Source organism: Gordonia sp. 'Campus' (assembly GCF_022206305.1).
Lineage (GTDB): Bacteria > Actinomycetota > Actinomycetes > Mycobacteriales > Mycobacteriaceae > Gordonia.
The window spans coordinates 177,864-202,037 of the sequence record NZ_JAKOIW010000007.1; the positions used below are offsets into that span (position 1 = coordinate 177,864).

General features: G+C 68.6%; 18 protein-coding genes. 15 read left to right on the forward strand and 3 right to left on the reverse strand.

All coding sequences use genetic code 11. From position 1 onward, the window contains the following. Positions 1-16: 16 nt before the first annotated feature. Positions 17-637 (forward strand): nitroreductase family protein, encoded by a 621-nt coding sequence (locus MAY35_RS10400; RefSeq protein WP_238421224.1) that lies wholly within the window; start codon positions 17-19, stop codon positions 635-637. 13 nt (positions 638-650) lie between these two features. Here MAY35_RS10400 and MAY35_RS10405 read toward each other — a convergent pair whose 3' ends face one another. Continuing rightward, positions 651-1,304 carry a TetR/AcrR family transcriptional regulator gene (locus MAY35_RS10405; RefSeq protein WP_238421225.1) on the reverse strand — a complete coding sequence of 218 codons (654 nt, stop codon included), beginning with the start codon at positions 1,302-1,304 and terminating at the stop codon, positions 651-653. 229 nt (positions 1,305-1,533) lie between these two features. Between MAY35_RS10405 and MAY35_RS10410 the strand changes: the two genes are divergently transcribed. Together MAY35_RS10410 and MAY35_RS10415 are read left to right on the forward strand one after the other, a co-directional pair. Beyond that, positions 1,534-2,148 carry a DUF5336 domain-containing protein gene (locus MAY35_RS10410; protein ID WP_238421226.1) on the forward strand — a complete coding sequence of 205 codons (615 nt, stop codon included), beginning with the start codon at positions 1,534-1,536 and terminating at the stop codon, positions 2,146-2,148. Then, on the forward strand, positions 2,129-2,917 hold the full coding sequence (locus tag MAY35_RS10415) for an SAM-dependent methyltransferase (protein ID WP_238421227.1): 789 nt from the start codon (positions 2,129-2,131) through the stop codon (positions 2,915-2,917). The genes MAY35_RS10410 and MAY35_RS10415 overlap by 20 nt, the downstream gene beginning before the upstream one ends. Positions 2,918-3,023: 106 nt before the next feature. On the opposite strand, the gene MAY35_RS10420 is transcribed toward MAY35_RS10415, so the two are convergent. After that, positions 3,024-6,608, reverse strand: coding sequence for an indolepyruvate ferredoxin oxidoreductase family protein (locus MAY35_RS10420; RefSeq protein WP_238421228.1), 3,585 nt, complete (start codon positions 6,606-6,608; stop codon positions 3,024-3,026). 241 nt (positions 6,609-6,849) lie between these two features. On the opposite strand from MAY35_RS10420, the gene MAY35_RS10425 reads away from it, so the two are divergent. From MAY35_RS10425 to MAY35_RS10480, 12 genes are all read left to right on the forward strand, one after another. After that, the gene (locus MAY35_RS10425; RefSeq protein ID WP_238421229.1) at positions 6,850-8,427 is read left to right on the forward strand and encodes a carboxyl transferase domain-containing protein; all 1,578 of its coding nucleotides are present in this window, start codon (positions 6,850-6,852) and stop codon (positions 8,425-8,427) included. Positions 8,428-8,512: 85 nt separating this feature from the next. Then, entirely contained in the window at positions 8,513-10,624 is a 2,112-nt protein-coding gene (locus MAY35_RS10430; RefSeq protein WP_238421230.1) for a biotin carboxylase N-terminal domain-containing protein, read from the forward strand. 42 nt (positions 10,625-10,666) lie between these two features. After that, positions 10,667-11,812 (forward strand): acyl-CoA dehydrogenase family protein, encoded by a 1,146-nt coding sequence (locus MAY35_RS10435; RefSeq protein WP_238421231.1) that lies wholly within the window; start codon positions 10,667-10,669, stop codon positions 11,810-11,812. Continuing rightward, positions 11,809-12,318 (forward strand): MaoC family dehydratase, encoded by a 510-nt coding sequence (locus tag MAY35_RS10440; RefSeq protein WP_238421232.1) that lies wholly within the window; start codon positions 11,809-11,811, stop codon positions 12,316-12,318. Before MAY35_RS10435 ends, MAY35_RS10440 begins: the two co-directional genes overlap by 4 nt. A 5-nt stretch (positions 12,319-12,323) precedes the next feature. Then, a complete protein-coding gene (locus MAY35_RS10445) occupies positions 12,324-13,247 on the forward strand; it encodes a CoA ester lyase (RefSeq protein ID WP_238421233.1) in 924 nt (307 codons plus the stop codon). Between the two features lie 52 nt (positions 13,248-13,299). Continuing rightward, positions 13,300-14,943 carry an AMP-binding protein gene (locus MAY35_RS10450; protein WP_238421234.1) on the forward strand — a complete coding sequence of 548 codons (1,644 nt, stop codon included), beginning with the start codon at positions 13,300-13,302 and terminating at the stop codon, positions 14,941-14,943. After that, entirely contained in the window at positions 14,940-16,913 is a 1,974-nt protein-coding gene (locus MAY35_RS10455) for an acetoacetate--CoA ligase (protein WP_238421235.1), read from the forward strand. Before MAY35_RS10450 ends, MAY35_RS10455 begins: the two co-directional genes overlap by 4 nt. Before the next feature lie 230 nt (positions 16,914-17,143). Further along, complete coding sequence (locus MAY35_RS10460) at positions 17,144-18,409, forward strand: DUF5336 domain-containing protein (RefSeq protein ID WP_238421236.1); 1,266 nt, start codon at positions 17,144-17,146, stop codon at positions 18,407-18,409. Between the two features lie 134 nt (positions 18,410-18,543). After that, entirely contained in the window at positions 18,544-20,217 is a 1,674-nt protein-coding gene (locus MAY35_RS10465) for a DUF6350 family protein (RefSeq protein ID WP_238421237.1), read from the forward strand. Positions 20,218-20,280: 63 nt separating this feature from the next. Continuing rightward, positions 20,281-20,898 carry a phosphoribosylglycinamide formyltransferase gene (gene purN / locus MAY35_RS10470; protein WP_238421238.1) on the forward strand — a complete coding sequence of 206 codons (618 nt, stop codon included), beginning with the start codon at positions 20,281-20,283 and terminating at the stop codon, positions 20,896-20,898. Beyond that, entirely contained in the window at positions 20,895-22,469 is a 1,575-nt protein-coding gene (gene purH, locus MAY35_RS10475; protein WP_238421239.1) for a bifunctional phosphoribosylaminoimidazolecarboxamide formyltransferase/IMP cyclohydrolase, read from the forward strand. Before purN ends, purH begins: the two co-directional genes overlap by 4 nt. Beyond that, the gene (locus MAY35_RS10480; protein ID WP_238421301.1) at positions 22,456-23,199 is read left to right on the forward strand and encodes a sulfite exporter TauE/SafE family protein; all 744 of its coding nucleotides are present in this window, start codon (positions 22,456-22,458) and stop codon (positions 23,197-23,199) included. The genes purH and MAY35_RS10480 overlap by 14 nt, the downstream gene beginning before the upstream one ends. A 672-nt stretch (positions 23,200-23,871) precedes the next feature. On the opposite strand, the gene MAY35_RS10485 is transcribed toward MAY35_RS10480, so the two are convergent. Next, positions 23,872-24,084, reverse strand: coding sequence for a hypothetical protein (locus MAY35_RS10485; protein WP_238421240.1), 213 nt, complete (start codon positions 24,082-24,084; stop codon positions 23,872-23,874). Between the last annotated feature and the right edge of the window lie 90 nt (positions 24,085-24,174).

The following is a 24,174-nucleotide window of genomic DNA, read 5'->3' on the forward strand; positions in this document are numbered from 1 at the left end:
TGTGCAGGATGGAGTGATGACCGAACTACTGCCCCTGGATCCCGACCAGCTCCTCACGACCACGCGCTCGGTGCGCAAGCGTCTCGACTTCGACCGCCCGGTGCCGCTCAAGGTGATCAAGGAGGCCCTTGAGGTCGCACTCCAGGCGCCGACCGGCAGCAACAGCCAGACGTGGCACTGGATCGTGCTCACCGATGCCGAGCTCAAGCAGAAGGTCGCGGACTATTACGCGCAGTCCTTCGCCAAGTACTACACCGGTCAGGCTCCGCGGGACGAGACCGGAAAGCGGGTGGCCTCCAGCGCCCAGTACCTCGCCGACACGATGGGCCAGGTCCCGGTCCTGGTGATCGGCGCCATCTACACCGGCGGAGATCTGCCCGCGGGTAACCAGGCGGGTGTGTGGGGCTCGCTGCTGCCCGGCGCGTGGAGCCTGCAGCTGGCGCTTCGTGCCCGCGGTCTCGGCTCGGCGTGGACGACGCTGCACATCAACTACGAGAAGGAGATCGCCGAACTCCTCGGCATCCCGGACAACATCCACCAGGGTGTGTTGCTCCCGGTCGCATACTCCAAGGGCACCGACTTCAAGCCGGCGCCGCGCAAGCCGCTCGACTCGGTCCTGCACATCGACGGTTGGTGAGCCGCCGGACCGGTCACGTCCGGTCCGGGACCTCACATCGAAGGGCGGCCAGGGCCATCGCGGTGAGCAAGTGCCGTAACCGGTCCTGGTCGAAGGCGGGGAGCCGCGGCGAGGAGTTCAACAGGCCGAACATGGCGTGGACCCGCACACGGGCTTCGTCACGATCGCCCGGCCGGCCCTCGGCGTCGCCCACCGCCAGCAACACGTCGACCCACCTCTCGACGTAGCGCCGCTGCAGCAGGCGCACCCGATGATTGGCGGCCGGCGTCATCGACGAGATGTCGCGGTCCTGCACGGTGATCAGGTCGGGGCGGGTGACCAGTACGTCGATGTGGAAGCCGATCAGTGCCACCAGCGTGTCCGCGGGTCGCCCGCCGCGGTCGGCCACCTCGGTGCCGCCGTCGTGCAGACGCTGACTGATGTCGATGAGCATCTCGTCGAGCAGTTCGGTCTTCGACGAGAAATGCCGGTACATCGCCGGGCCGCTGACGCCGACGGCGCGGCCGATGTCCTCGAGGCGGACACCGGCGAATCCACGCTCGGCCATCTGCGCGGCGGCGGAGGTCAGCAGCTCGGCACGACGCGCCGCCTTGGCCTGGGTTCGGCGCGTGGGCGGACGAGTCTCGGATGCCGTCTCGCCGCCGCGCGCTTCGTGCGTCGCGGACATCGTCCGAACTCTACGCGCCCGGCGTGCCGGGCAGCCGTCGAAACAGTGCGGCCTCCGCGCCGACGCCCGGGACCCCGGTGACCTCCGGTCGAATGACAACTCCGCTCACCGGTGCGCGCCCGGGGGCGCAGGATCTAGTCTTGCGCCAGATCATGCCCGGCGTAGACGCGCGGGCTGGTGAGCAACCGCGGAGTCCAACCGGCCCGCGCCGTCGACGAGGAGTGCAACCGTGAACGCAGGCGACCCTCAGCAGCAAGGCGGGCAGTGGTCGGGCGTACCCCAGGGGCAGCCACAGACCGGCAGCTTCCCCGGGCAGCCGTGGGGCGGGCCGGGCGGTCCGTACCCGACCGGTGGCTGGGGCCCGACCCCGGGCAGTACGGTCCCGCGCGCCGACCTCGCGGTGATCTTCGCGCTCGCCTCCTCGCTGGCCGGGATCGTCACCTATTTCATGGGTTTCCTCGGATGGATCTCGGTGTCGGCCGGTGCCGAGGAAGAACTGAACCGGTGGGGGACAGATTTCGAGGACGGCCAGGGTGGGATTCCGGCGTACCTCTCTTATGAGATCGTTCTGAACCCCGGGAAGTTCTTCATCGTTCTCGGGGTCGTCGGCATCGCAGCGACTCTCGTCCTGGTTCCGCGCTATCGCAAAGCCCTCCCGTTCTTGGCGGTGATCGGAGCGGCAGCGTGGCTGGCCCTGTTCGCGGCAGCACTCATCACGCCGCCGTTCCTCGACCTCGGTGCCGGAGCCATCGTCGGCCTCATCCTGGGGTTCCTGCAGGTGGCCCTGTTGATGGCGGCGGCGTTTCTGTACGGTCTGAAAAAGGATGACGCACAACCCGCCTGACGACCCCGTGGTCGCCCTCCTGCGCGGAGCCGGCTGCGTGTTCGCCGAGCAGGAGGCGGCGATCCTGCGCGAGCACGCCCGTGACGCAACCGAACTCGATGACCTGTGTGCGCGCCGCGCCTCCGGGCAACCGCTCGAGCACCTCGTCGGCTGGGTGCAGTTCGGCAATCTGCGCTTGTCGGTCGGGCCGGGTGTCTTCGTACCGCGGCAACGTTCGCTGCTGCTGGCGCGGACCGCGGTCGCCGCAGCGCGGGCGCGAGTGTCGCCGCTCGTGCTCGAGGCGTTCTGCGGTGTCGCACCCATCGCCGCGAGCGTGGCGAACGCTGTCCCCGGTGTCGGCCTGCACGTCGTCGATGCCGACGACACCGCGCTGGCCTTCGCGCGCCGAAACCTTCCGGGCGGGAGCGGAATTCATCTCGGCGCCGGGCTCGGACCACTGCCTACTCACCTACGCGGCCGCGTCGATGTGATCGCGGCCGTGCCTCCCTATGTGCCCGACTCGGCGCGCGGACTGCTTGCGCCCGAGGCCCGGGACCACGAACCACCCCGGGCGCTGCTCGGTGGCCCCGACGGCCTCGACCACGTCACGGCGTTGATCTCCGCCGCCCGGGAATGGCTCGCTGTCGGCGGCGAACTGCTCGTCGAGATGAACACCGCCCAATACGATCTGATCGTCCGCGACGGGCGGGCGGGCCCGTCGTACGAGTGCAGTGCCGTGTCTGGTGACGATGGGCAGACCGCCGTCGCGCGTCTTCGGCGGACGCGCTGACGGCAGTCTGAACCGCCCCTGAAAACCGCCCTCCAGCCGGCGTCCGACGACATATCGCGATCGGGTGCTCTCCAGAGGGCGGTTTTCAGATCCCAGGGACGTCGTATCAGACGCCCAACGCCGCCCGCTGCCGCCCGAGCTCCGCGCGATAGCGCTCCACATTCCGCATCTTGACACCCTCGTATCCGCGCACCATGTCCGGCAGCTCGGCCAGTGCGATCACCGCAGGCATCTGCTCGGCACCGAGTCCGCCACCGGAGAACGCGCGGGCCAGGGACTCCAGCAAAGCACGATACTCGGCGACCAGGGCGCGCTCGGTCCGCCGGATCTCGCTGCGGCCGAACGGGTCCAGGGCCGTGCCACGAAGTCGCTTCATCTTCGCGAGCGCACTCAGCGGTGTGTTCGCCCACCGGCCGAGGGCCAGCTTGTCGCGCATCCCGAGCGTCCGCAGGGTCGGCGGATGGAGTCGGACCGCGACCTGTGCATCGTTCCCGAACTCGTGGGACACCCGCGCCGCGAATGCGGGGTCCTGGGTGAGCCGGGCCACCTCGTACTCGTCCTTGTACGCCATCAGCTTGTACAGGTTCCGGGCGACCGCGGCGGTCAGTGCGTCGTCGGATGCAGCCGCATGCAACCGACCCACCGCATCGAGATACGTTCGCGCATAGTGCTCGTCGGCATAGGCGATGAGCTCGTCGTAGCGGATGGCGACGGTCGCCGCGAGTTCGTCGTCGAGTCCGGAGAGGTCCGGTGAGGCGGTCACCATCGCGACCGCGCGGCTGCTCGGCGCCGGCGTGGTCTCGGGGGTTCCCCGAAGCTCGGCCACCGTCGACGCCACCGCGGCCGCATCGACCACCGTCTGTCGTCCCCGCCGGAACGCCTGCACGTTCGCGTCGACCGCCACGCCGTTCAGGGTGATCGCGCGCTCGATCGCCGACGCCGTGATCGCCAGCGCCCCGGCCTGATACGCAGCACCCACCATGAGCATGTTGGCGAACTGCTCGTCGCCGAACAGCGCCGTCGACAACGCGCCGGAGTCGAGGTAGACCCCGCGGGTGACACGCGCGTCGATCGCGGAGTGGACCGCGGCCTCGGCCGGGTATCCGACGGAGGTGTCGATGACCATCAGTCCGGTCGGCACCTGCGTGGTCGACACGACGGCGACGGTCTTCTCCGGAGCCGCGACCTTGAGGTTGGCCGGGTCGGTCCCGACGAGTGGATCGCACACGAGGTACAGGTCGCAGTCGTCGGAGGCGACCTTCGCGGCCTGCTCGAGAGGACGCGGTGCCACCTTGATGTCGCTGACCACCGCACCTCCCTTCTGCGCCAGCCCGGTCATGTCGACGGTCCGCGCCCAGTGGCCGTCGAGGACCGCGGCGGTCGCCAGCACCTGGGAGACCGTCACGACGCCCGTGCCGCCGATGCCGGTGACACGCATCGAGAACGTGTCCCGCACCGAGGGAACGGCGGGAGTCGGCAGCGCGGAGTCGGCGAGATCGGCTGCTCGGCGGCGCGTACGGACAGACCCCGGTGTGACCGTGACGAACGACGGGCAGTCGCCGTCGAGGCACGAGTAGTCCAGATTGCAGGAGCTCTGGTCGATCTGCGTCTTGCGGCCGAACTCGGTCTGCACGGGGTGCACCGACAGACAGTTGGACTTCTCGCCGCAGTCACCGCAGCCCTCGCAGATGCGCTCGTTGATCATCACCCGCGTGGTGGGGGTGGGCATGGTGCCGCGCTTGCGCTTACGACGCTTCTCGGCGGCGCAGTGCTGGTCGTGGACGAGGACCGTCACCCCGGGCACGGCCGCGAGTTCGGCCTGGACGTCGAGGAGATCGTCCCGATGGCGTACCTCGACCTTTCCCGGAAGTCCCAGCGCGCGAGTGCGTTTGGTGTCGTCGGAGGTGACGACGACCTTCGCCACGCCCTCGTCGAGGAGCATGGCGGTCAGCTGTGGGAGCGCCATCGCGCCCACGGGGTCCTGCCCTCCGGTCATCGCGACCGTGCCGTTGAACAGCAGCTTGTAGGTGATGTTTTCGCCCGAGGCCACCGCGGCCCGCAGCGCGAGAGACGCCGAGTGCAGAAAGGTGCCGTCGCCGACGTTCTGTACGAAATGACGAGCGGACACGAACGGCGCCATGCCCAGCCACTGCGCTCCCTCGCCGCCCATCTGCGTGACCCCGGCGATGTCGCCGACCTGACGCGGATCCATCAGCAGAACCATCGCGTGGCAGCCGATGCCGGCACCGACCAGGGTGTCCTCGGCGACCTTCGTCGAACTGTTGTGGGGGCAACCGGAGCAGAAGTACGGGGTCCGCACGGCCAGCGGCAGCTCGATCCGGTTGCGGCGGGCAGCCTTTCGATCGAGCCACTGCTCTGCGGCCTCGACATGATGCCGGGCGAGCCGGTCGGCGAGCCCGCGGGTCACCGCGTCGACATCGAGTTCGCCGAAGCGCGAGAACAGCGTGGAACCGTCTTCGTGCACCTTCCCGACGATGCGTGGGGCCCGCGGGTGACGGAACAGGATGTCGCGCATCATGGTCTCGATGAAGTCGCGCTTCTCCTCGACGACGATGACCTCGTCGAGATCTCCGGTCGCGGTGTCGAACATGAAGCGATTCAGTATCTCTCGCTCGATGGGGTAGACCATCCCGAGCTTGAGGATGCGTATACCCAGCCGTCGGAGGTCCTCGTCGTCGATGCCGAGGAGGCGCAGTGCCTCCCGGAGGTCGAGGTAGGTCTTGCCCGCGGCGACGATGCCGATGCGGTCGTCGGGGCCGGAGACCACGATGCGGTTGATCCCGTTGAGGCGCGCGTACTCCTGCGCACGGGGGAGCCTGATGGTGAGTTGGTTCTGCTCGAGTTCCATGAGATTCGATCCGAGCAAACGCCCGCTGGGAACGTGTGGGCTCCTGCCGAGGTCACCGTGGACGGGCACGATGCGGTCTGGGTCGACATGGGCTGTCGACGCGCCGTCGGCGACGTGGGCGGAGATCTTCAGAGAGGTCCACAGTCCGCTGACCCGGCTCATGGTGGCCGCGTGGACGCCGAGGTCGAGGATGTCCTGCGAGTCGGCGGGGTAGAGGATGGGGATGTAGAGGTCGGCTAGGGCCATCTCGGATGCGCAGGGGACCGTCGACGACTTGGCGCCGGGGTCGTCGCCGACGAGAGCGACGGCACCGCCGGCCGGGTGTGTCCCGATGAGGTTGGCGTGCCGCAGTGCGTCGGTCGCGCGGTCGAGTCCCGGTGCCTTGCCGTACCAGTAGCCGACGACCCCGTCGCGAGCCGCGCCGTCGGGTGCTCGACGCAGGCCGTCCGGGCCCGTCACCTGGGCGGCGAGCTGGGAACCCATCACCGATGTGGCGGCCAGTTCCTCGTTGAGCGCCGGGCGGTGGATGACGTCGTACTCGGCCAGGAGATCCCGGCGGCGGGCGAGCTCGAGATCGTAACCGGCGAGGGGCGACCCCTCGTACCCGGAGATGAACGATGCGGTCCGGAGGTTCTGGCGGCGGTCGACGCGAGCGCGGTCCCGGACCATCCGGACGAGAGCCTGGATTCCGGTGAGGTAGATGTCGCCCGCGTCGCGGGTGTAGCGCTCGTCGAGCGAGAACCCGGCGATGCCGGTCTGCGGGGCACGCGGGGCGGGTTCCGCGGCGTTCCGGGGTCGTGCGCGGTCGTCTGCGAGGGTCATGGGGTCACCTGGCCTTCTGTATGCGGTGGGTCGATGCCGTGGGTTTCGGCTGGTCGGCGCATCGGTTGTCGCGGCCCGGGGGTGGTGGGCCTGCCACCACAGTACGAGAACCGGTGATGTGCGTCACGTTCCACGGGGATGTGAGCCGGCGCGAGTCCCGGTGGCACCGATTGCGTGACACAGGCCACTGCGTCGCGTAGTATCTCGTTTCAGTTAATCCCAACTAACTGAAGGGTCGACGGTGACCAGCACGCTCGAAGGCTTCCGGGCCGCCCACCAGCGCAACATCGACCTCCTCGGTGAGCGGCTCCGCGAGGTGTCCGCCGGTGGCGGCGCCAAGGCGCGGGAACGTCATGTCTCCCGCGGGAAGCTGCTCCCGCGAGACCGGGTCGACGGACTGCTCGACGTCGGGTCCCCGTTCCTCGAAGTCGCCCCGCTGGCGGCCTATGAGATGTACGACGGCAAAGCGCCCGCCGCGGGTGTCATCGCGGGGGTGGGACGCGTCGCCGGCCGCGAATGCATGATCGTCGCCAACGACGCGACGGTCTCGGGCGGCACCTACTACCCGGTCACGGTCAAGAAGCATCTCCGGGCGCAGGAGATCGCCGCGGCCAATCGCCTGCCGTGCATCTATCTCGTCGACTCCGGCGGCGCCATGCTGCTGCAGCAGGACGAGGTCTTCCCCGACCGTGACCATTTCGGTCGGATCTTCTACAACCAGGCGACGATGAGTGCCGCGGGCATACCCCAGATCTCCGCCGTCCTGGGTTCGTCCACCGCCGGTGGGGCGTATGTGCCGGCGATGAGCGACGAGACCGTGATCGTGCGCAACCAGGGCACCATCTTCCTTGCCGGACCGCCCCTGGTGAAGGCGGCGACGGGAGAGGACGTCTCGGCCGAGGACCTCGGCGGCGGTGCGATGCACTCCTCGGTGTCCGGCGTGACCGACCATCTCGTGGAGAACGATCAGCAGGCCCTGGAGAAGGTCCGCGACATCGTCGCGACACTCGGCCCGCGCGCGGCGCCGCAGTGGGAGACCGTCCCGGTGCGTGAGCCGCTGCGGCCGCAGACCGACATCTACGACGTCGTGCCCACCGATCCCCGCACGCCGTACGACGTCCGTTCGGTCATCGAGATCATCTGCGACGGCGGCGAGTTCAGCGAGTTCAAGGAGAACTACGGAACTTCGCTGGTGACCGCGTTCGCTCACCTCCACGGCCATCCGGTGGGAATCGTCGCCAACAACGGTGTGCTCTTCGGTGAGTCGGCCCTCAAGGGTGCGCATTTCATCGAATTGTGCGACCAGCGCCGAATCCCGTTGCTGTTCCTGCAGAACATCACCGGCTTCATGGTGGGCAAGGCCTACGAGCAGGGCGGGATCGCCAAGCACGGCGCGAAGATGGTGAACGCGGTGGCCTGTGCCCGCGTTCCCAAGTTCACCGTCATGGTCGGCGGCTCCTTCGGCGCAGGCAACTACTCGATGTGCGGACGGGCGTACTCGCCCCGGTTCCTGTGGATGTGGCCCAACGCCCGCATCTCCGTCATGGGTGGACCGCAGGCCGCGGACACGCTGGGCACGGTGCGGCGCAACCAGATCGAGCGATCCGGGCAGGAGTGGGCGGCCGACGACGAGGAGGCGTTCAAGGCGCCGATCCGCGAACAGTTCGAGCGTCAGTCCGACGCCTACTATTCGACGGCTCGCCTCTGGGACGACGGCATCGTCGATCCAGCCCAGACCCGGACCCTGCTCGGACTCGCGCTCGAGACCGCCCGGTATGCGCCGCTCGCCGAGCCGCGCTACGGCGTCTTCCGGATGTGAACCCCGACCATGTGGAGCCCCGATCCGGTGAACCCGATCCGGTGAACCCCGACCACCCCTACCGCCGACCCGGAGGACCCCGACCGTGAGTACCAGAGCCATTCGCAGCGTCCTGGTGGCCAATCGTGGCGAGATCGCCTGTCGCGTCATCGACACACTGCGACGCATGGGCATCCGTAGCATCGCGGTGTACTCCGATGCCGATGCGAACGCCCGCCACGTTCGCGAAGCCGACGTCGCGGTACGCATCGGACCCGCCGCCGCGACGCAGAGCTACCTCGACATCGATGCCGTGGTCGACGCGGCCCGTCGGACCGGCGCCGACGCCGTCCACCCGGGTTACGGATTCCTCTCCGAGAACCAGGGATTCGCGGCCGCACTCGACGACGCGGGCATCATCTTCATCGGTCCACCGGCCGAGGCCATCGCGACGATGGGCGACAAGATCACCGCCCGGGCGGCGGTCACCGCTCGCGGAGTCCCGGTGGTCCCCGGGTTGTCCCGCCCGGGGCTGTCGGACGACGACCTGATCGCCGCGGCCCCCGACATCGGATTCCCGGTGCTCATCAAGCCGAGCGCGGGCGGCGGCGGCAAGGGCATGCACCGTGTCGAGGACCCGGCGGGCCTGCCCGCCGCCCTGCAGCGTGCGCGGCGCGAGGCCGCCGCAGCGTTCGGCGACGATGCCCTGTTCCTGGAGCACTTCGTCGACACGCCGCGGCACATCGAGGTGCAGGTGCTCGCCGATCAGCACGGCAACACCGTCCACCTCGGCGAACGTGAGTGCTCGCTGCAGCGGCGCCACCAGAAGGTCATCGAGGAGGCGCCCTCGGCGCTGCTCGACGCCGACACACGTGCCCGCATCGGCGAGGCGGCCTGCGATGCAGCTCGGAGCGTCGGCTACACGGGTGCGGGAACCGTCGAGTTCATCGTGTCCGCGCACCGGCCCGACGAGTTCTTCTTCATGGAGATGAACACCCGGCTCCAGGTCGAACATCCGGTGACCGAGCTGGTCACCGGCGTGGACCTGGTGGAGCAGCAGATCCGCGTCGCGCGGGGAGAGGTCCTGGGCCTCGAGCAGGACTCGATCACCCTCACCGGACACGCTGTCGAGGCACGCGTCTACGCCGAGGACCCGGCCCGCGGGTTCCTGCCGACCGGCGGAACCATCGAGCACCTCGTGCATCCGGACACCGCTCCGGGCAGCGGTGTGCGCGTCGATTCGGCGATGATCGACGGTCTCCGCGTCGGTAGCGACTACGACCCCATGCTCGCCAAGGTGATCGCATACGGCACCGACCGTGAGGAGGCGCTCGAACGGCTCGACCAGGCGCTCGCCCACACCCGGGTCCTCGGCGTCGTCACCAACATCGACTTCTGTCGGTTCGTTCTCCGTCGGCCGGAGGTGATCGAGGCCCGACTCGACACCGAGCTCCTGGATCGTCTGGTCGCCGAGTACGTCGACCCCGAACCGGCGCCGGAGGCGCTGGCGCTCGTCGGACTCGCGCGTATCGGCACGCGTGACCCCGGTGACGTCTGGTCGTCGGCCGTCGGATGGCGCGTGGGCCCCGCCGCGCCGGTGGTCACGCGGCTGGTCGGCGACGGGCGGCACTGGACGGTCGCCATCCATGTCGATCACGCCGACGCACAGTCGATCTCGGGCACCGCGACCGTCACCCACGAGGACGCCGATGACGGCGGGTCGCCGACCTGGAGCGCACACGTGGTCTACCTGCCCACGCCGCCCGGCGGAGCCCGCGACTCCGACCGGCTCATCGTCGACGGGGTGAGCCAGTCGTGGTCGAGCACCCGCGTCGGCGAGAGCTGGTGGGTCGCCGGGCCCTCGGGCACGTCGGTCATCGACCTCGCGCGACCGCTGCTCGACGAGGCGGCCGGCGATCACGCCGGCGAGATCACCAGTCCGATGCCCGGCACGGTGGTCGCGGTGTCGTCGGCCACCGGCGACCGGGTCTCGGCCGGTCAGCCGATCGTCGTCGTCGAGGCCATGAAGATGGAACACTCGCTCACCGCGCCGGTCGACGGCACCGTCGACATCTCCGTCGCGGTCGGGGACAAGGTCGACGCGGGGCAGACCCTCGCCGTCGTCACCGCCGACACGCCCACCGATCCCGGCAGCGGGCAGCCGGCCGCGGAACCCGAGGACGATGTCCGGGTGGGGAATGCGCCCGCACGATCCTGACGACACCACCAGCTCAACGACCGACTGACCAGAAGGATCCTGATGGAACTCACCCAGGAGTACACCGACCTCATCGACACGGTCCGCGACTTCGCGCAGACCGTCGTGGCGCCGGTGGCCGCGAAACACGATGCCGAACACACCTTCCCGTACGAGGTGATCGCCCAGATGGGCAAGATGGGTCTCTTCGGCCTGCCCTTCGACGAGGAGTACGGCGGTATGGGAGGCGACTACTTCGCCTTGTCGCTGGCCCTGGAGGAACTCGGCAAGGTCGACCAGTCGGTTGCCATCACCCTCGAGGCCGGCGTGAGCCTGGGCGCGATGCCGATCTACCGCTTCGGCACCGAGGAGCAGAAACAGCAATACCTTCCCGAACTCACCGCGGGTACGGCACTCGCCGGCTTCGGACTGACCGAACCCGGCGCAGGCAGCGATGCGGGGGCCACCGCGACCACCGCCCGCGACGACGGTGATTCCTGGATCATCAACGGCGGCAAGCAGTTCATCACCAACTCCGGTACCGACATCACGTCGCTGGTCACCGTCACCGCCGTCACCGGTGTGCAGGAGAACGGCAAGAAGGAGATCAGCACCATCATCGTGCCCTCGGGCACACCGGGTTTCACGGTGGAACCGGCCTACAACAAGGTCGGATGGAATGCCTCCGACACCCATCCGCTCACCTTCGCCGACGTCCGCGTGCCGAAGGAGAACCTCCTCGGCGTGCGTGGGCGCGGGTACGCCAACTTCCTGTCCATCCTCGACGAGGGTCGCATCGCGATCGCCGCCCTGGCGACCGGCGTGGCCCAGGGGTGTGTCGACGAGAGCGTGAAGTACGCCAAGGAACGCCAGTCCTTCGGCAAACCGATCGGCCAGTACCAGTCGGTGTCCTTCGCGATCGCCCGCATGGAGGCCCGCGCCCATGTCGCCCGCACCGCCTACTACGACGCCGCCGCGAAAATGCTCGCGGGCAAGCCCTTCAAGAAAGAGGCGTCGATCGCCAAGATGATCGCGAGCGAGGCCGCGATGGACAACGCGCGCATGGCAACCCAGATCCACGGCGGCTACGGGTTCATGAACGACTATCCCGTCGCCCGGCACTACCGGGACTCCAAGATCCTCGAGATCGGCGAGGGCACCACCGAGGTCCAGCTGATGCTCATCGCGCGCGAGCTGGGGTTCGCATGACCGACGACGACACCCGGCGGGCGGCGGAGCAACCCCGGATCACCCAGCGCGGGCTGTGGTTCGAGGAGTTCACCGAGGGCACGATCTACGAGCACCGCCCCGGCCGCACCGTCACCGAAGCCGACAATGTCTTGTTCACGACGCTGACGATGAACACCCAGGCACTGCACCTCGACGCCGCGTGGTCGGCCGAGCAGCCGGGGTTCGGCGGTCAGCGACTGATCAATTCGATGTTCACCCTGTCCACCATCGTCGGGTTGTCGGTGTCGCAGCTGACGCAGGGCACCCTCGTCGCGAACCTCGGGTTCAGCGAGGTCGCGTTCCCCGCCCCGCTCTTCGCCGGGGACACCCTCTACGCCGAGACCGAGTGCACGGGTAAACGCGAATCGCGGTCCCGCCCGGGGGAGGGCGTGGTCAACTTGACCCACATCGGACGCAACCAGCACGGCGAGGTGGTCGCGCGGGCCGCACGCGCGACGCTGGTGCGCAAGCAACGGACGGAGTGACGACGATGTTCTTCGAGGACCCGGCGCCGGGCCCGGTCAATGCCGGCCGGCAGTCGGCGGGACCGCAACCGACGAACGCATGGCTGCCCCCCGGGCCCGCACTGCTGTTCTGCCCGGCCGACCGTCCGGAGCGCTACCAGAAGGCGCTCGACCGGGCCGACGTGGTCATCATCGACCTCGAGGACGCGGTCTCCCCGGCCAACCGTGCGCAGGCACGCGAGGCCCTCGTCAACCATCCCGTGGACCCGGACCGGACCATCGTGCGGATCAACCCGGCGGGTACCGGTGACTACCGCCGTGACCTCGCCGCGGTCGCCGAGACGAACTATCGGGTCGTCATGCAGGCCAAGGCCGAGGACGTGTCGTCGATCCTCGACACCGCGTTCCAGACGATCGCGCTGATCGAGACGCCACTCGGTGCGACGCGCGCCCGCGACATCGCCGCGACGTCCAACTGCATCGGACTCATGTGGGGCGCCGAGGACCTCGTCGCCGGACTGGGCGGCACCTCGAGCCGGTTCGGCCCGGAGGAGTCCCGTCCCGGCCAGTACCGCGACGTCGCGAGCTGGGTGCGATCGATGGTCCGGATCGCCGCCGCGGCGTACGGCAAGTTCGCCGTCGACTCGGTGCACCTCGACATCGACGACGTCGACGGCCTCGTCGCCGAGGTCCGGGACGCGGTGGCGCTGGGCTACACCGCGACCGCATGTATCCACCCCTCGCAGGTCGATCACATCCGGAACGGCTACCGACCGTCGGACGAGGCGGTCGAGTGGGCCCGCAAGGTCCTCGACGGCGCCACCGAACACGCCGGCGGCGTGTTCAGTCTCGACGGACAGATGATCGACGGACCCGTCCTGCGGCAGGCCGAGGTGGTGCTGTCCCGCGTGGGCGTCGGGCGAACCGACCCGACATCCGAACTCGACTGACATTCCCCGACAATTCATCTGGGCACTTCGCCCCGACAGACCGGAGCACGACATGAGCACCGACGCTCACCTCAAGCGCGCACACACCCGAGGAGACGAGACCCCGGCCCTGCTGACCGAGACGATCGGCGCGACCCTCGCGCGCACCGTCGCCGAACACGGCGACCGCACGGCGCTGATCGACGCCGCGGCGGGCCGCGAGTGGACCTACGACGAGTTCCACCGTGACGTTCGCGCGGTGGCCGCGGGCCTCGTGCGCCTCGGGGTCGCGGTCGGTGATCGTGTCGGTATCTGGTCGCCCAACCGGTTCGAGTGGGTGCTGACCCAGTATGCGGCCGCCGAGATCGGCGCCGTCCTGGTCAATCTGAACCCTGCCTACCGTCAGAACGAGATCGAGTACGCACTCGCGCAGTCGGGTACGAGCGTCGTGCTGACCGCGGAACGGTTCAAGGACTCCGAGTACGCCTCGATGCTCGAGCAGGCGCGACCCCGGTGCCCGGATCTGCGGGAGGTCGTGCTGTTCGAATCGCCGGAGTGGGCGGTGCTGAGCGCGGAACCCACGCCGGACGAGGCGGCCCGGGTGGCCGAGATCGCCGCGTCGTTGTCCGCCGACGACCCGATCAACATCCAATACACCTCCGGCACAACCGGTTTCCCGAAGGGTGCGACGCTGTCGCACCGCAACATCGGCAACAACGGTTACCTGGTCGGCGAACTCCTCGACTACACCGCCGACGACCGCATCTGTCTGCCGGTGCCCTTCTATCACTGCTTCGGCATGGTGATGGGAAACCTCGCGGCGACGAGTCATGGTGCGGCCATGGTCATCCCCGCACCTGCCTTCGATCCACGGGCGACCCTCGCCGCGGTGGCCGACCACCGCTGCACCAGCCTGTACGGGGTGCCGACGATGTTCATCGCCGAGCTCGCCCTGCTCGACGACGGTCTCGACGTCGACCTGTCGTCGCTGCGGACCGGCATAATGGCGGGGTCGCCGTGCCCCGAGCACGTGATGCGGCAGGTCGTCGAGCGCATGCACATGGGGGAGGTCTCCATCTGTTACGGCATGACCGAGACGTCACCGGTGTCGACCCAGACCCGCGTCGACGATCCCCTCGAACTGCGGGTGACGACGGTGGGCCGCGTCGGACCGCACCTCGAGATCAAGGTGGTCGACCCCGCCACCGGTGAGACCCTGGGCCGCGGCGAGACCGGCGAGTTGTGCACGCGCGGTTACTCGGTCATGACCGGTTACTGGAATCAGCCCGAAAAGACCGCCGAGGCCATCGATTCCGACGGCTGGATGCACACCGGCGACCTCGCCGAGATGGACGACACCGGGTACGTGCGGATCACCGGCCGGATCAAGGACATGGTGATCCGCGGTGGCGAGAACATCTACCCGCGTGAGATCGAGGAATTCCTCTACACCCATCCGGACATCCTCGATGCCCAGGTCATCGGCGTCCCCGACGAGAAGTACGGCGAGGAACTGATGGCGTGGGTACGCTTGCGCGACCCCGCGACGGAGTTCACCGCGGAGGACCTGCGTGCGTTCGCCGACGGCAAGATCGCCCGCCACAAGATTCCGCGCTATGTCCACGTCGTCGACGAGTTCCCGATGACGGTCACCGGCAAGGTCCGCAAGGTCGCGATGCGCGACGAGGCCCTGTCGATCCTCGAGCGGTTGCGATGAGCCGAGCGCAGATCGAGCGGTTCACGCGGTTCGTCGCCGAACGGTTCGATGAAGCTGAACTCGCCTCCGCAGCAACCGATTACCACGATCTGTGGGAATGGTCGGTCCGCCGGCCCGCACAGTTCTGGCGTGCCGTCTGGGAGTTCTTCGACCTCGACGCGCTGTCGGTGGCCCCCCTCGGAGACGGTGACGACGCCGTACTCGCCGATGCCCGGATGCCCGGCGCGCGGTGGTTTCCGGACGTACAGCTGAACTACGTCGACCAGGTTCTGCGTCACGCGTCCCTGCCGGGCGCCGCGATCATCGGGATCGACGAGTCGGGAGATCGATCCGAGATCGGCTGGTCGGAGCTGCCGGCGCAGGTCGCCGGCCTGGCCTCGACCCTGCGCGCGCACGGCGTGGGCTCCGGAGACGTGGTCGCGGCATATCTGCCCGACATCCCCGAAGCCGTCGTCGCCTTCCTCGCCACGGCGTCGCTGGGTGCCATCTGGTCGGGTTGCGGTCAGGACTACGCGCCGCAGGGCGCGGCCGGTCGGCTCGGTCAGCTCTCGCCCAAGGTGCTGTTCACCGGGGCCGGATACCGCTACAACGGCAAGTACGTCGACAAGCGTGCCGACAGCAGCGAACTCGCCGCCCTGCTGCCGGGGCTCGCAGCGCACATCACCGTCGGCGCCGCGGACACCGCATCGTCGACGATGTCGTACGACGACGCGCTCGAGGGTGATGCGAGCGGGTTCCGGCCGGTGCCCGTGGCCTTCGACCACCCGCTGTGGGTCCTGTTCAGCTCCGGGACCACCGGGCGTCCCAAAGGCATCGTCCACGGTCACGGCGGTGTGCTCGTCGAGCATCTCAAGGCCGGTGCGCTGCACGGTGATCTGTCCGACGACGACGTGTTCTTCTGGCAGACCGCGCTGAGCTGGATGATGTGGAACTACCAGGTCGCCGGATTGCTCTGCGGCGCAACGATCATCTGCTACAGCGGGTCGCCGCTGTATCCGGACGCCGATCGGCTCTGGCAGATCGTCGACGATGAGAAGGTCACCTACTTCGGCACCAGTCCCGGACAGCTGCAGGCGTCTCGCAAGGCGGGGCTCGAACCGGGCCGCACCCATGACCTGAGACCGTTGCGTGCGGTGGGAAGTACCGGATCCTCGCTCGCCGCGGATCTCTTCACCTGGGTGGACGACCATGTCAAGGCCGGCGTGCCGATCTCGTCGATCAGCGGGGGTACCGACATCGTCTCGGCCTTCGCCGGCGGGTCGATCGGCGTACCGGTGGTGCCCGGCGAGCTGTCCGTGCGCTATCTCGGTGTCGCGCTGGAGAGTTGGGCTCCCGACACCACGCCGTTGGTGGGTGAGGTGGGTGAGCTCGTCGTCACCGCACCGATGCCGTCAATGCCGGTCGGGTTCTGGGACGATCCCGACGGGGCCCGTTACCGGGCAGCGTATTTCGCCCACGAATGGGACGGGGGCGGGACATCGACGAGAGTCGACGCGCCGGTGTGGCGTCACGGTGACTGGGTGACCGTCACCGAACGCGGGTCGCTCGTCATCCACGGCCGCAGTGATGCGACCCTGAACCGCCACGGGATTCGGATGGGATCGGCCGACATCTACGAGGTCGTGGAATCCCTCGACGAGATCGCCGAAGCCTTCGTGCTCGGCGTGGACGGGCCCGCCGGTGCGTACTGGATGCCGTTGTTCGTGACCCTTGTTCCCGGGGCGGTGCTCGACGACGAACTGGTCGCCCGCGTGGCCGGTGCCGTGCGCGACCGGCTGTCGAAACGGCATGTGCCCGACGAGGTCATCGAGGCGCCGGGAATCCCGCACACTCGCACGGGAAAGAAACTCGAGGTTCCGGTCACGTCGATCCTGGCGGGTCGCACCGAGGTCAACATCGATCCGAGAGCCGTCGACGACTACGGGCTCATCGACTGGTACGCCGAACAGGGCCGTTCGCACGCCTGGTGATACGCCGGTCGTCCGGTCGCCGGATGCCGGTACGGTGGGGGACTCCAGACACGGGGATCGGCGCGATCGCCGCGTGCGCCTGCGGCAGTTGTGCAACTCTCGGGCCGAGGCGCCGGCCATGTGTACTAGCGTGGGCCGGGAGTTCTGCGCTCGTGGGGGCGACGGCAGACGCCGTCACCTCGACCGCGACCCGCTGATCCTGACCGACCCGACCCGACCAGGAGATCGCCATGACCTATCCACCCGGGGGCTACGGGCAGCAGCCCGAGTCCGGCCAGTCCTACGGCCAGTACGGCAACCCGTCGGGTTACCCGCAGGCCGGCGCCCACAACACCGGACCGCACGTCACGCCTTCCTCCGGCACCGAGCAGTACGGGCAGTACGGCCAGCAGGGGCAGTACGGACAGCAGGGCTACGGCCAGCAGTACGGACAGAGCGGCCAGACCTACGGTCAGGGACAGCAGGGCTACGGCCAGAACCCGGCACAGGGCTACGGCCAGCCCGGCTCCGCGCCGCAGGGCTACGGACAGCAGGACAGTGGTCAGCAGGCTGCCGGTCAGCAGGCCGCCGGTCAGCCCGGGTACGGACAGTCCGGTTACGGTCAGCCGGCCCAGGGGCAGCAGGGTTACGGCCAGTACGGCTACCCGCAGCAACCGGCCAAGACCCCCGGCCAGGGACTGCCGGCGATCACGCCGACGCTTCTCGCCGCGGCGATCGGGGCCTTCGGCCTCATCGTGCTGTTCGGCGGCTTCCTGTCGGCTGCCGAGAGCTATGACTTCGCACTCAAACTCTTCCAGACCCAGTACAACGCGCCGTACGCGCTGATGAGCGTCGCCGGGGTCCTGGCACTGCTGTCGATCATCCCGGGCGTGAAGGTCCCGGCCGCGCCGATCGTGGCGTCGCTGACGATCCCGGCCTTCTTGATCACGCTGTTCCAGTTCCTCAACATCGACGACAACGGTGCCGGCGCGATCGTGTTGCTCATCTTCACGCTCCTGTCCGCGGTTCTCGCAGTGGTGTGGTTGCTGACCGACGCGGGCATCATCAAGGTCGCGCCTGCTGTGGGCACGGCCGCGGCGATCAATCCCGCCAGCTCGGTCCCCGCCCAGGCCGATACGACCGGGAGCCAGCAGGCGGGTGGTTACGGCGACGCGCAGACCACCGGTTACGGCACCGGCGCCGGCACCGGGCAGTCGCAGTACGGTCAGCAGGCGTCGTCGAACTACGACCCGTCGGCCTACGCACAGTCGTCGGGCGCTTCGTCCTCCGGCTACGGCAGCGGCGCGGGCGAGTCCTCGGCATCGACCGGCCAGTCCACCGCGTCGGCCTCCGGGCACGGTGAATCGGGATACGGCGACTACCGGCCCGGCCAGTACGGCGCAGGGGCATCCGGCCCCGGTGCGTCGTCGACCCCGTCGGCGCCCGACACCCCGACCGGTGACCACTCGACCACGGTGTTCCAGAAGCCCGAACCGCCCACGAGCAGCGGTAGCTGACGCTCTTCCACGGTGCCCCGTCGACTCCGGTCGGCGGGGCACCGTCGTGTGTCGGGGCGTGACCTCACTCGCTTTCGCCCGTCGCTCGGCGCGTCTGCGACAGGCTCGGCCGGACCCGTGTCACGCTCATACCGATGCCCACCCTCAGGCCCGAGACCCGCGCGGAGAACTTGGCGTCGCAGCTTCGTCACCTGCGACGATCCCGTCGTGCCCAGCGCACTGCCGCCGAGGGATCCGCACGCCAGCTGGCGGTGGTGGCCTTCACCGTGCCGGCGATCGCACTGGTGATGCTGATCGTGGTGATGCTGACCGTCCTGTTGCTCGCGGGCAGCGGTCTGACGGGTCTGCCGAGCGCGATCGCGTCGAGTTGGCTGGCGATCCACCAGGTGCCCGTCACCATCAGCGGCGTGACGATCGGCGTGCTGCCGCTGCTGCCGACGCTGGTCGTCGCTGCCGGGACCGCGATGCTGACCGCACGGGCCGTCGTCGCCGGAGGCAACTCCTTCGAACGACCGGGGCACGACCTCTTCGATGTCGGTGCCGTCGTCTTCTCGGCCGTCATCGGTCCGGTGCTGATCACCGCCATGTCACTGGCGATCGTGATGGACGGCGGTTCGGTTCTGCCGGTCCAGACCCCCAACCCGCTGATCGCATTCCTCTACACGCTGGGTGTGCACGGCGGAGGAGCGTTCGCCGGCATCGTCTGGACCCGCCGCCGCGACTTCGCGGCCCGCTTCGGGGTGACGCACGCCGACCGGCGCGGTTTCCGCTACGGCCTGGTCGCGGCACTGATGCTCTTCGTGGCCGGGGCCATACTGATCTGCGTCCGTATGCTGCTGCGTCACGGTCAGATCGGCGAACTGATCGACACCGGTTACGACTTCGACGGGTTCCTCGGCCTCAGCGTGCTCTCGTTGCTCTACCTGCCCAACGTGATGGTCGCGGCCACGGCGGTGCTCGTCGGCTCCGATGTCCAGCTGGGTGCCATGACCGTCGACCTGTTCACCGTCCGCGGCGGTGCCGTACCGCCCGTCCCCGTCTTGGCCGTCCTGCCTGACGGGTCCGGCGCCGGCTCGTGGGGGCTCGTCGGCCTGTTGGTCCCGGCCGGCGTCGCGGCGTTCGTCGCCTGGCGATGCCGCGACCTCGACCCCATGGCGCACGTGCGTTCGGTGGGGGTGGCCGCAGCGGTCGCCGCATCGATCGTCGCGATCGCGACGGCCACCGCGGGAGGTGAACTCGGCGAATTCGGCGACATGACGATCACGGTGTCGGCCGCCGGCGTCTTCACCCTCGGTTGGGTAGCCGTCGTCGGCCTGCTGCTCGTGCTCGTGTACGCCTTCCTGCCGTCCACCCGGGCCGCGCGTGCCGCCGTCGGGCAAGACTACTTCGACGACCCGCTCGATCCCGGTTACGAAGACGAGTACGTGATCGTCACCGACCTCGACGAGGACGACGAATTCGGCGACTACGAGGAAGTCGACTACGAGGACGCCGGGTACGAGGACGGGGACCGCGTCGACGACGAGTACGGGGAAGCCGACCACGACGACGCCGACCACGACGACGTCGACTACGAGGACGACAGCGATCGCGCCGACGGCGGTCGTCTCGAGGATCACCCAGATCACGACGGCCTCGACGACGGTGACCGTGCGAGCGATGCCGGCGTTCGACGATCACCCGAGGGCGAAGGGCCCCGTCCCGCGGCGAACCGCGTGTACGCCGACGACCTCGACGAGACCGATCTCGCCGACGACGCCGACTACGACCTGTATCCGGGTTCACACGGCGCCTCACGCCGACGATGACCGGCGGATCGTGGCAGCCACCCGGCGCGGCTCGGTCGGTGTCCGGCCACTAGGCTCGACCCCGTGACATCCCCGACCGTGCCCGGACACAGCCCCATCGTGGTGATGGCTTCCGGTACCGGTTCGCTGCTGGAGTCTCTGGTCGCCCGCGCCGTCGACTCGCCGTTCACCGTCGCCGCCATCGTCGTCGATCGTGCCTGCCGCGCCCAGGAGGTGGCGCAGGCCAACGACATCCCGCTCGTCACCTGCCGGGTCGGGGATCACGCCGACCGCTCCGCATGGGATCGCGCGCTGACCGAGCAGGTCGCCGCGTTCGAACCGGAGTGGGTGGTCACGGCGGGCTTCATGAAGATCCTGGGGTCGGCGTTTCTCGACCGCTTCGGTGGACGCATCGTGAACAGCCACCCCGCACTGCTGCCGGCCTTCCCCGGCGCACACGGCGTCGCCGACGCCCTCGACTACGGCGTCAAGGTCACCGGCGCGACGGTCCACCTCGTCGACGAGGGAGTCGACACCGGACCGATCCTGGCGCAGCGGGTCGTGACGGTCGAGGACGACGACACCACCGACACGCTGCACGAACGCATCAAGACGGTCGAGCGCGTGTTGCTCGCCGAGGTGGTGACCGCACTGGTCACCAGAGGAGTAGTCATCGATGGACGAAAGGCCCGCATCCCGTGAACGCACACAGCCCTGACAGCTCCCGCCGACCCATCCGGCGCGCGCTGGTCAGCGTCTACGACAAGAGCGGTCTCACCGAACTCGCGACCGCCTTGCAGGCCGCCGGTGTGGAGATCGTGTCGACGGGATCGACCGCGAAGACGATCGCCGCCGCGGGTGTCCCGGTCGTCGAGGTGTCCTCGCTGACCGGTTTTCCCGAGTGCCTCGACGGTCGCGTCAAGACCCTGCACCCCAAGGTCCACGCCGGGATCCTCGCCGACACCCGTAAGGACGATCACCTCGCACAGCTCGAAGAACTGGGCGTTGCCGCATTCGATCTCGTGATCGTGAACCTGTACCCGTTCACCGCGACCGTCGCCTCGGGCGCGACGCCCGACGAGTGCATCGAACAGATCGACATCGGCGGTCCGTCGATGGTGCGCGGCGCGGCCAAGAACCATCCGTCGGTGGCGGTGGTCGTCGACCCGGCCGACTACTCGCAGGTGACCGGGGCCGTCGAGGCGGGCGGTTTCACCCTGAACGACCGGCAGAAGCTCGCCGCGAAGGCATTCCGGCACACCGCCGACTACGACGTGGCGGTCGCCTCGTGGATGTCGAGTGTGGTTGCCCCCGAGGACGACTCGCAGTTCCCGGCATGGGCTGGTGCGACCTGGACCCGTTCGGCCGTGTTGCGCTACGGCGAGAACCCTCACCAGGCGGCCGCACTGTACGTCGGCACCGCCGGGGCCGGCGGCGTCGCGACCGCCGAGCAGCTCCACGGCAAGGAGATGAGCTACAACAACTACACCGATGCCGACGCAGCGTGGCGTGCCGCATATGACTTCGACGCACCGGCGGTCGCGATCATCAAGCACGCCAACCCGTGTGGGATCGCCATCGGCGCCGACATCGCCGAAGCGCATCGCAAGGCGCACGCGTGTGATCCCGTCAGCGCATACGGCGGTGTGATCGCGGCCAACCGTGAGATCACCGTGGAGATGGCCGAACAGGTCGCCGAGATCTTCACCGAGGTCATCGTGGCTCCCGGGTTCGACGACGGCGCGCTCTCGGTGCTGACGCGTAAGAAGAACATCCGCGTGCTGGTGGCGGCCCCGCCCGCTGCCACCGGCATCGAGACCAAGCCGGTGTCGGGTGGTCTGCTCATGCAGCAGCGAGACGTGCTCGACGCCGACGGTGACAACCCGGCCAACTGGAATCTCGTGGCCGGTCCTCCCGCGGATCCCCAGACCCTCGCCGACCTCGAGTTCGCCTGGCGCGCATGCCGCTCGGTCAAGTCGAATGCGATCCTGCTCGCCTCCGACGGTGCGTCGGTGGGCGTCGGTATGGGCCAGGTCAACCGCGTCGATTCCGCTCACCTCGCGGTGCAGCGGGCCGGCGACCGCGCGGCCGGCAGTGTCGGGGCGTCGGACGCGTTTTTCCCCTTCCCGGACGGATTGCAGGTGCTGCTGTCTGCCGGAGTGAAAGCCGTTGCGCAGCCCGGCGGTTCGATCCGTGACAACGAGGTGGTCGAGGCGGCCGAGGAGGCGGGCGTGACGCTCTACCTCACCGGGGCACGCCATTTCGCTCACTGAACTCGCGCTACTGGTCGTCGCCGGTTTCGGTGCCGGCCTGATCGGCTACATCACCGGGCTGGCCTCGATAGTCAGCTACCCGGCGTTGCTCGCCGTGGGGCTCAGTCCCATCGCGGCCAACGTGACCAACACGGTCGCTTTAGTCGCGGTGGGAGTGGGCAGTACGGCACAGTCGGGCCGATCGCTGCTCGACGGTGATCGCAGGCGGCTGATCATCGGGGCGATCGCCTCGCTGATCGGCGGCACGGTCGGTGCGGTGCTGTTGCTCTCGACGCCTGCCGAGGCCTTCGAGGCCGTGGTGCCGTTCCTCGTGGCCATCGCCGCGATCGCGCTACTCGTACAACCGGTCCTGCGCCGCTGGGCGACCTCTCATATCGAACGTCCCTGGGTGTTCATCGTCGGACTGATGCTCATCTCGGTGTACGGCGGCTACTTCGGTGCCGGAGCCGGGATCATGATCCTGGCACTGATGCTGGTGGTGACCAGCGAGCCGCTCTGGCGGGCAGCGTTGTCGAAGTCGCTGTTCCTCGGCATCGCCAACACGGTTGCCGCCGTCGGCTTCATGATCTGGGGCCCCGTCGACTGGTGGGCGGCCCTCGCCATGGCGGTCGGATGTCTTGCCGGCGGGTGGTGTGGTCCGCCGGTCGTGAAGCGACTACCACCCGGACCGCTGCGCATCGTCGTGGGTGTCTGCGGTCTGGGACTCGCGGTGTGGCTCGCCGTCAGCTAGCGGTCGGCTTGGCGCACCCCCGCTGCTCGCCGTCCTTCAGAGATTGCCGTGGCGGCTGGGTCCTCAGGTGTGAGGGGGCGATGGCGATGAGCCGCGAAATGCTGGCGCGGCAGGTCACCATCCCTTCGTGGCTCGCTTCGCTCGCACCTCAGGGAGGCAGAGGAGGTTCTCGGTCGCACCTCAGGGAGGTAGGAGCCGGAAGAAGCATTCCTGGCCTGGCCTCGGGTGAGGCGCCACAACATACGCGCTACCTGACAGCGATCTGCGCTGGTTCTACGTAGCGCGTCTATGCCGAAGTAGCGCTGGTGCGGTGGACGGTCTGGCTCCGTTCCCACCGGTGGAGAGGACCGGGACGGAGCCAACTGCTGTGTCACTGTGGAGTTGTCAAGGTACGGGTTTCCATAGGTCCAAGATCCCGAAAGCGTCGACCGTGCAGAATATTTCGTCGACCGTGCGTCGATTTACGTTGACTGTGCATGGATCGTTGGCGAGGGTGAACTCGCGCCACGTCTGTCTCGGCTTACGACTCACCCTCGATCAACTGAGTCCTTAGATTTGAGCTGAAACCCATTGCGAAACAGTGCTACTCGTCGCCTGCGGTCCTCACGCCTCAGGAGGCGGGGGAGGATCTCGTCGCTTGCGTACCTCGCACCGCACGGCGGAGGCGGTTGGTCACGCACCTCCGATGTGGAGCGGGTAACGCTGAACGCCCGTCCACACGACGCCGATCTCGACGACGAACCCGGCTGGACCGCCGCCGGTCTGGCGCTTCAGGCTCGGGTTCAGTTCGCGCTGACGTGAGTCGCCGAAGTCGCCGCGCAGTTCCCGCGCCGGCAGGACCCCTGAACGCCACGATCTGAAACGCCACGGCCTTGAGAGCGGCACCGGCGAGATCCGCTCGACAAGCACATCGCAACCCATTCGCACGCATTCCCGGGCACTTTCCCTCTCGACGAGGAAAACTCTGGTCGCCGG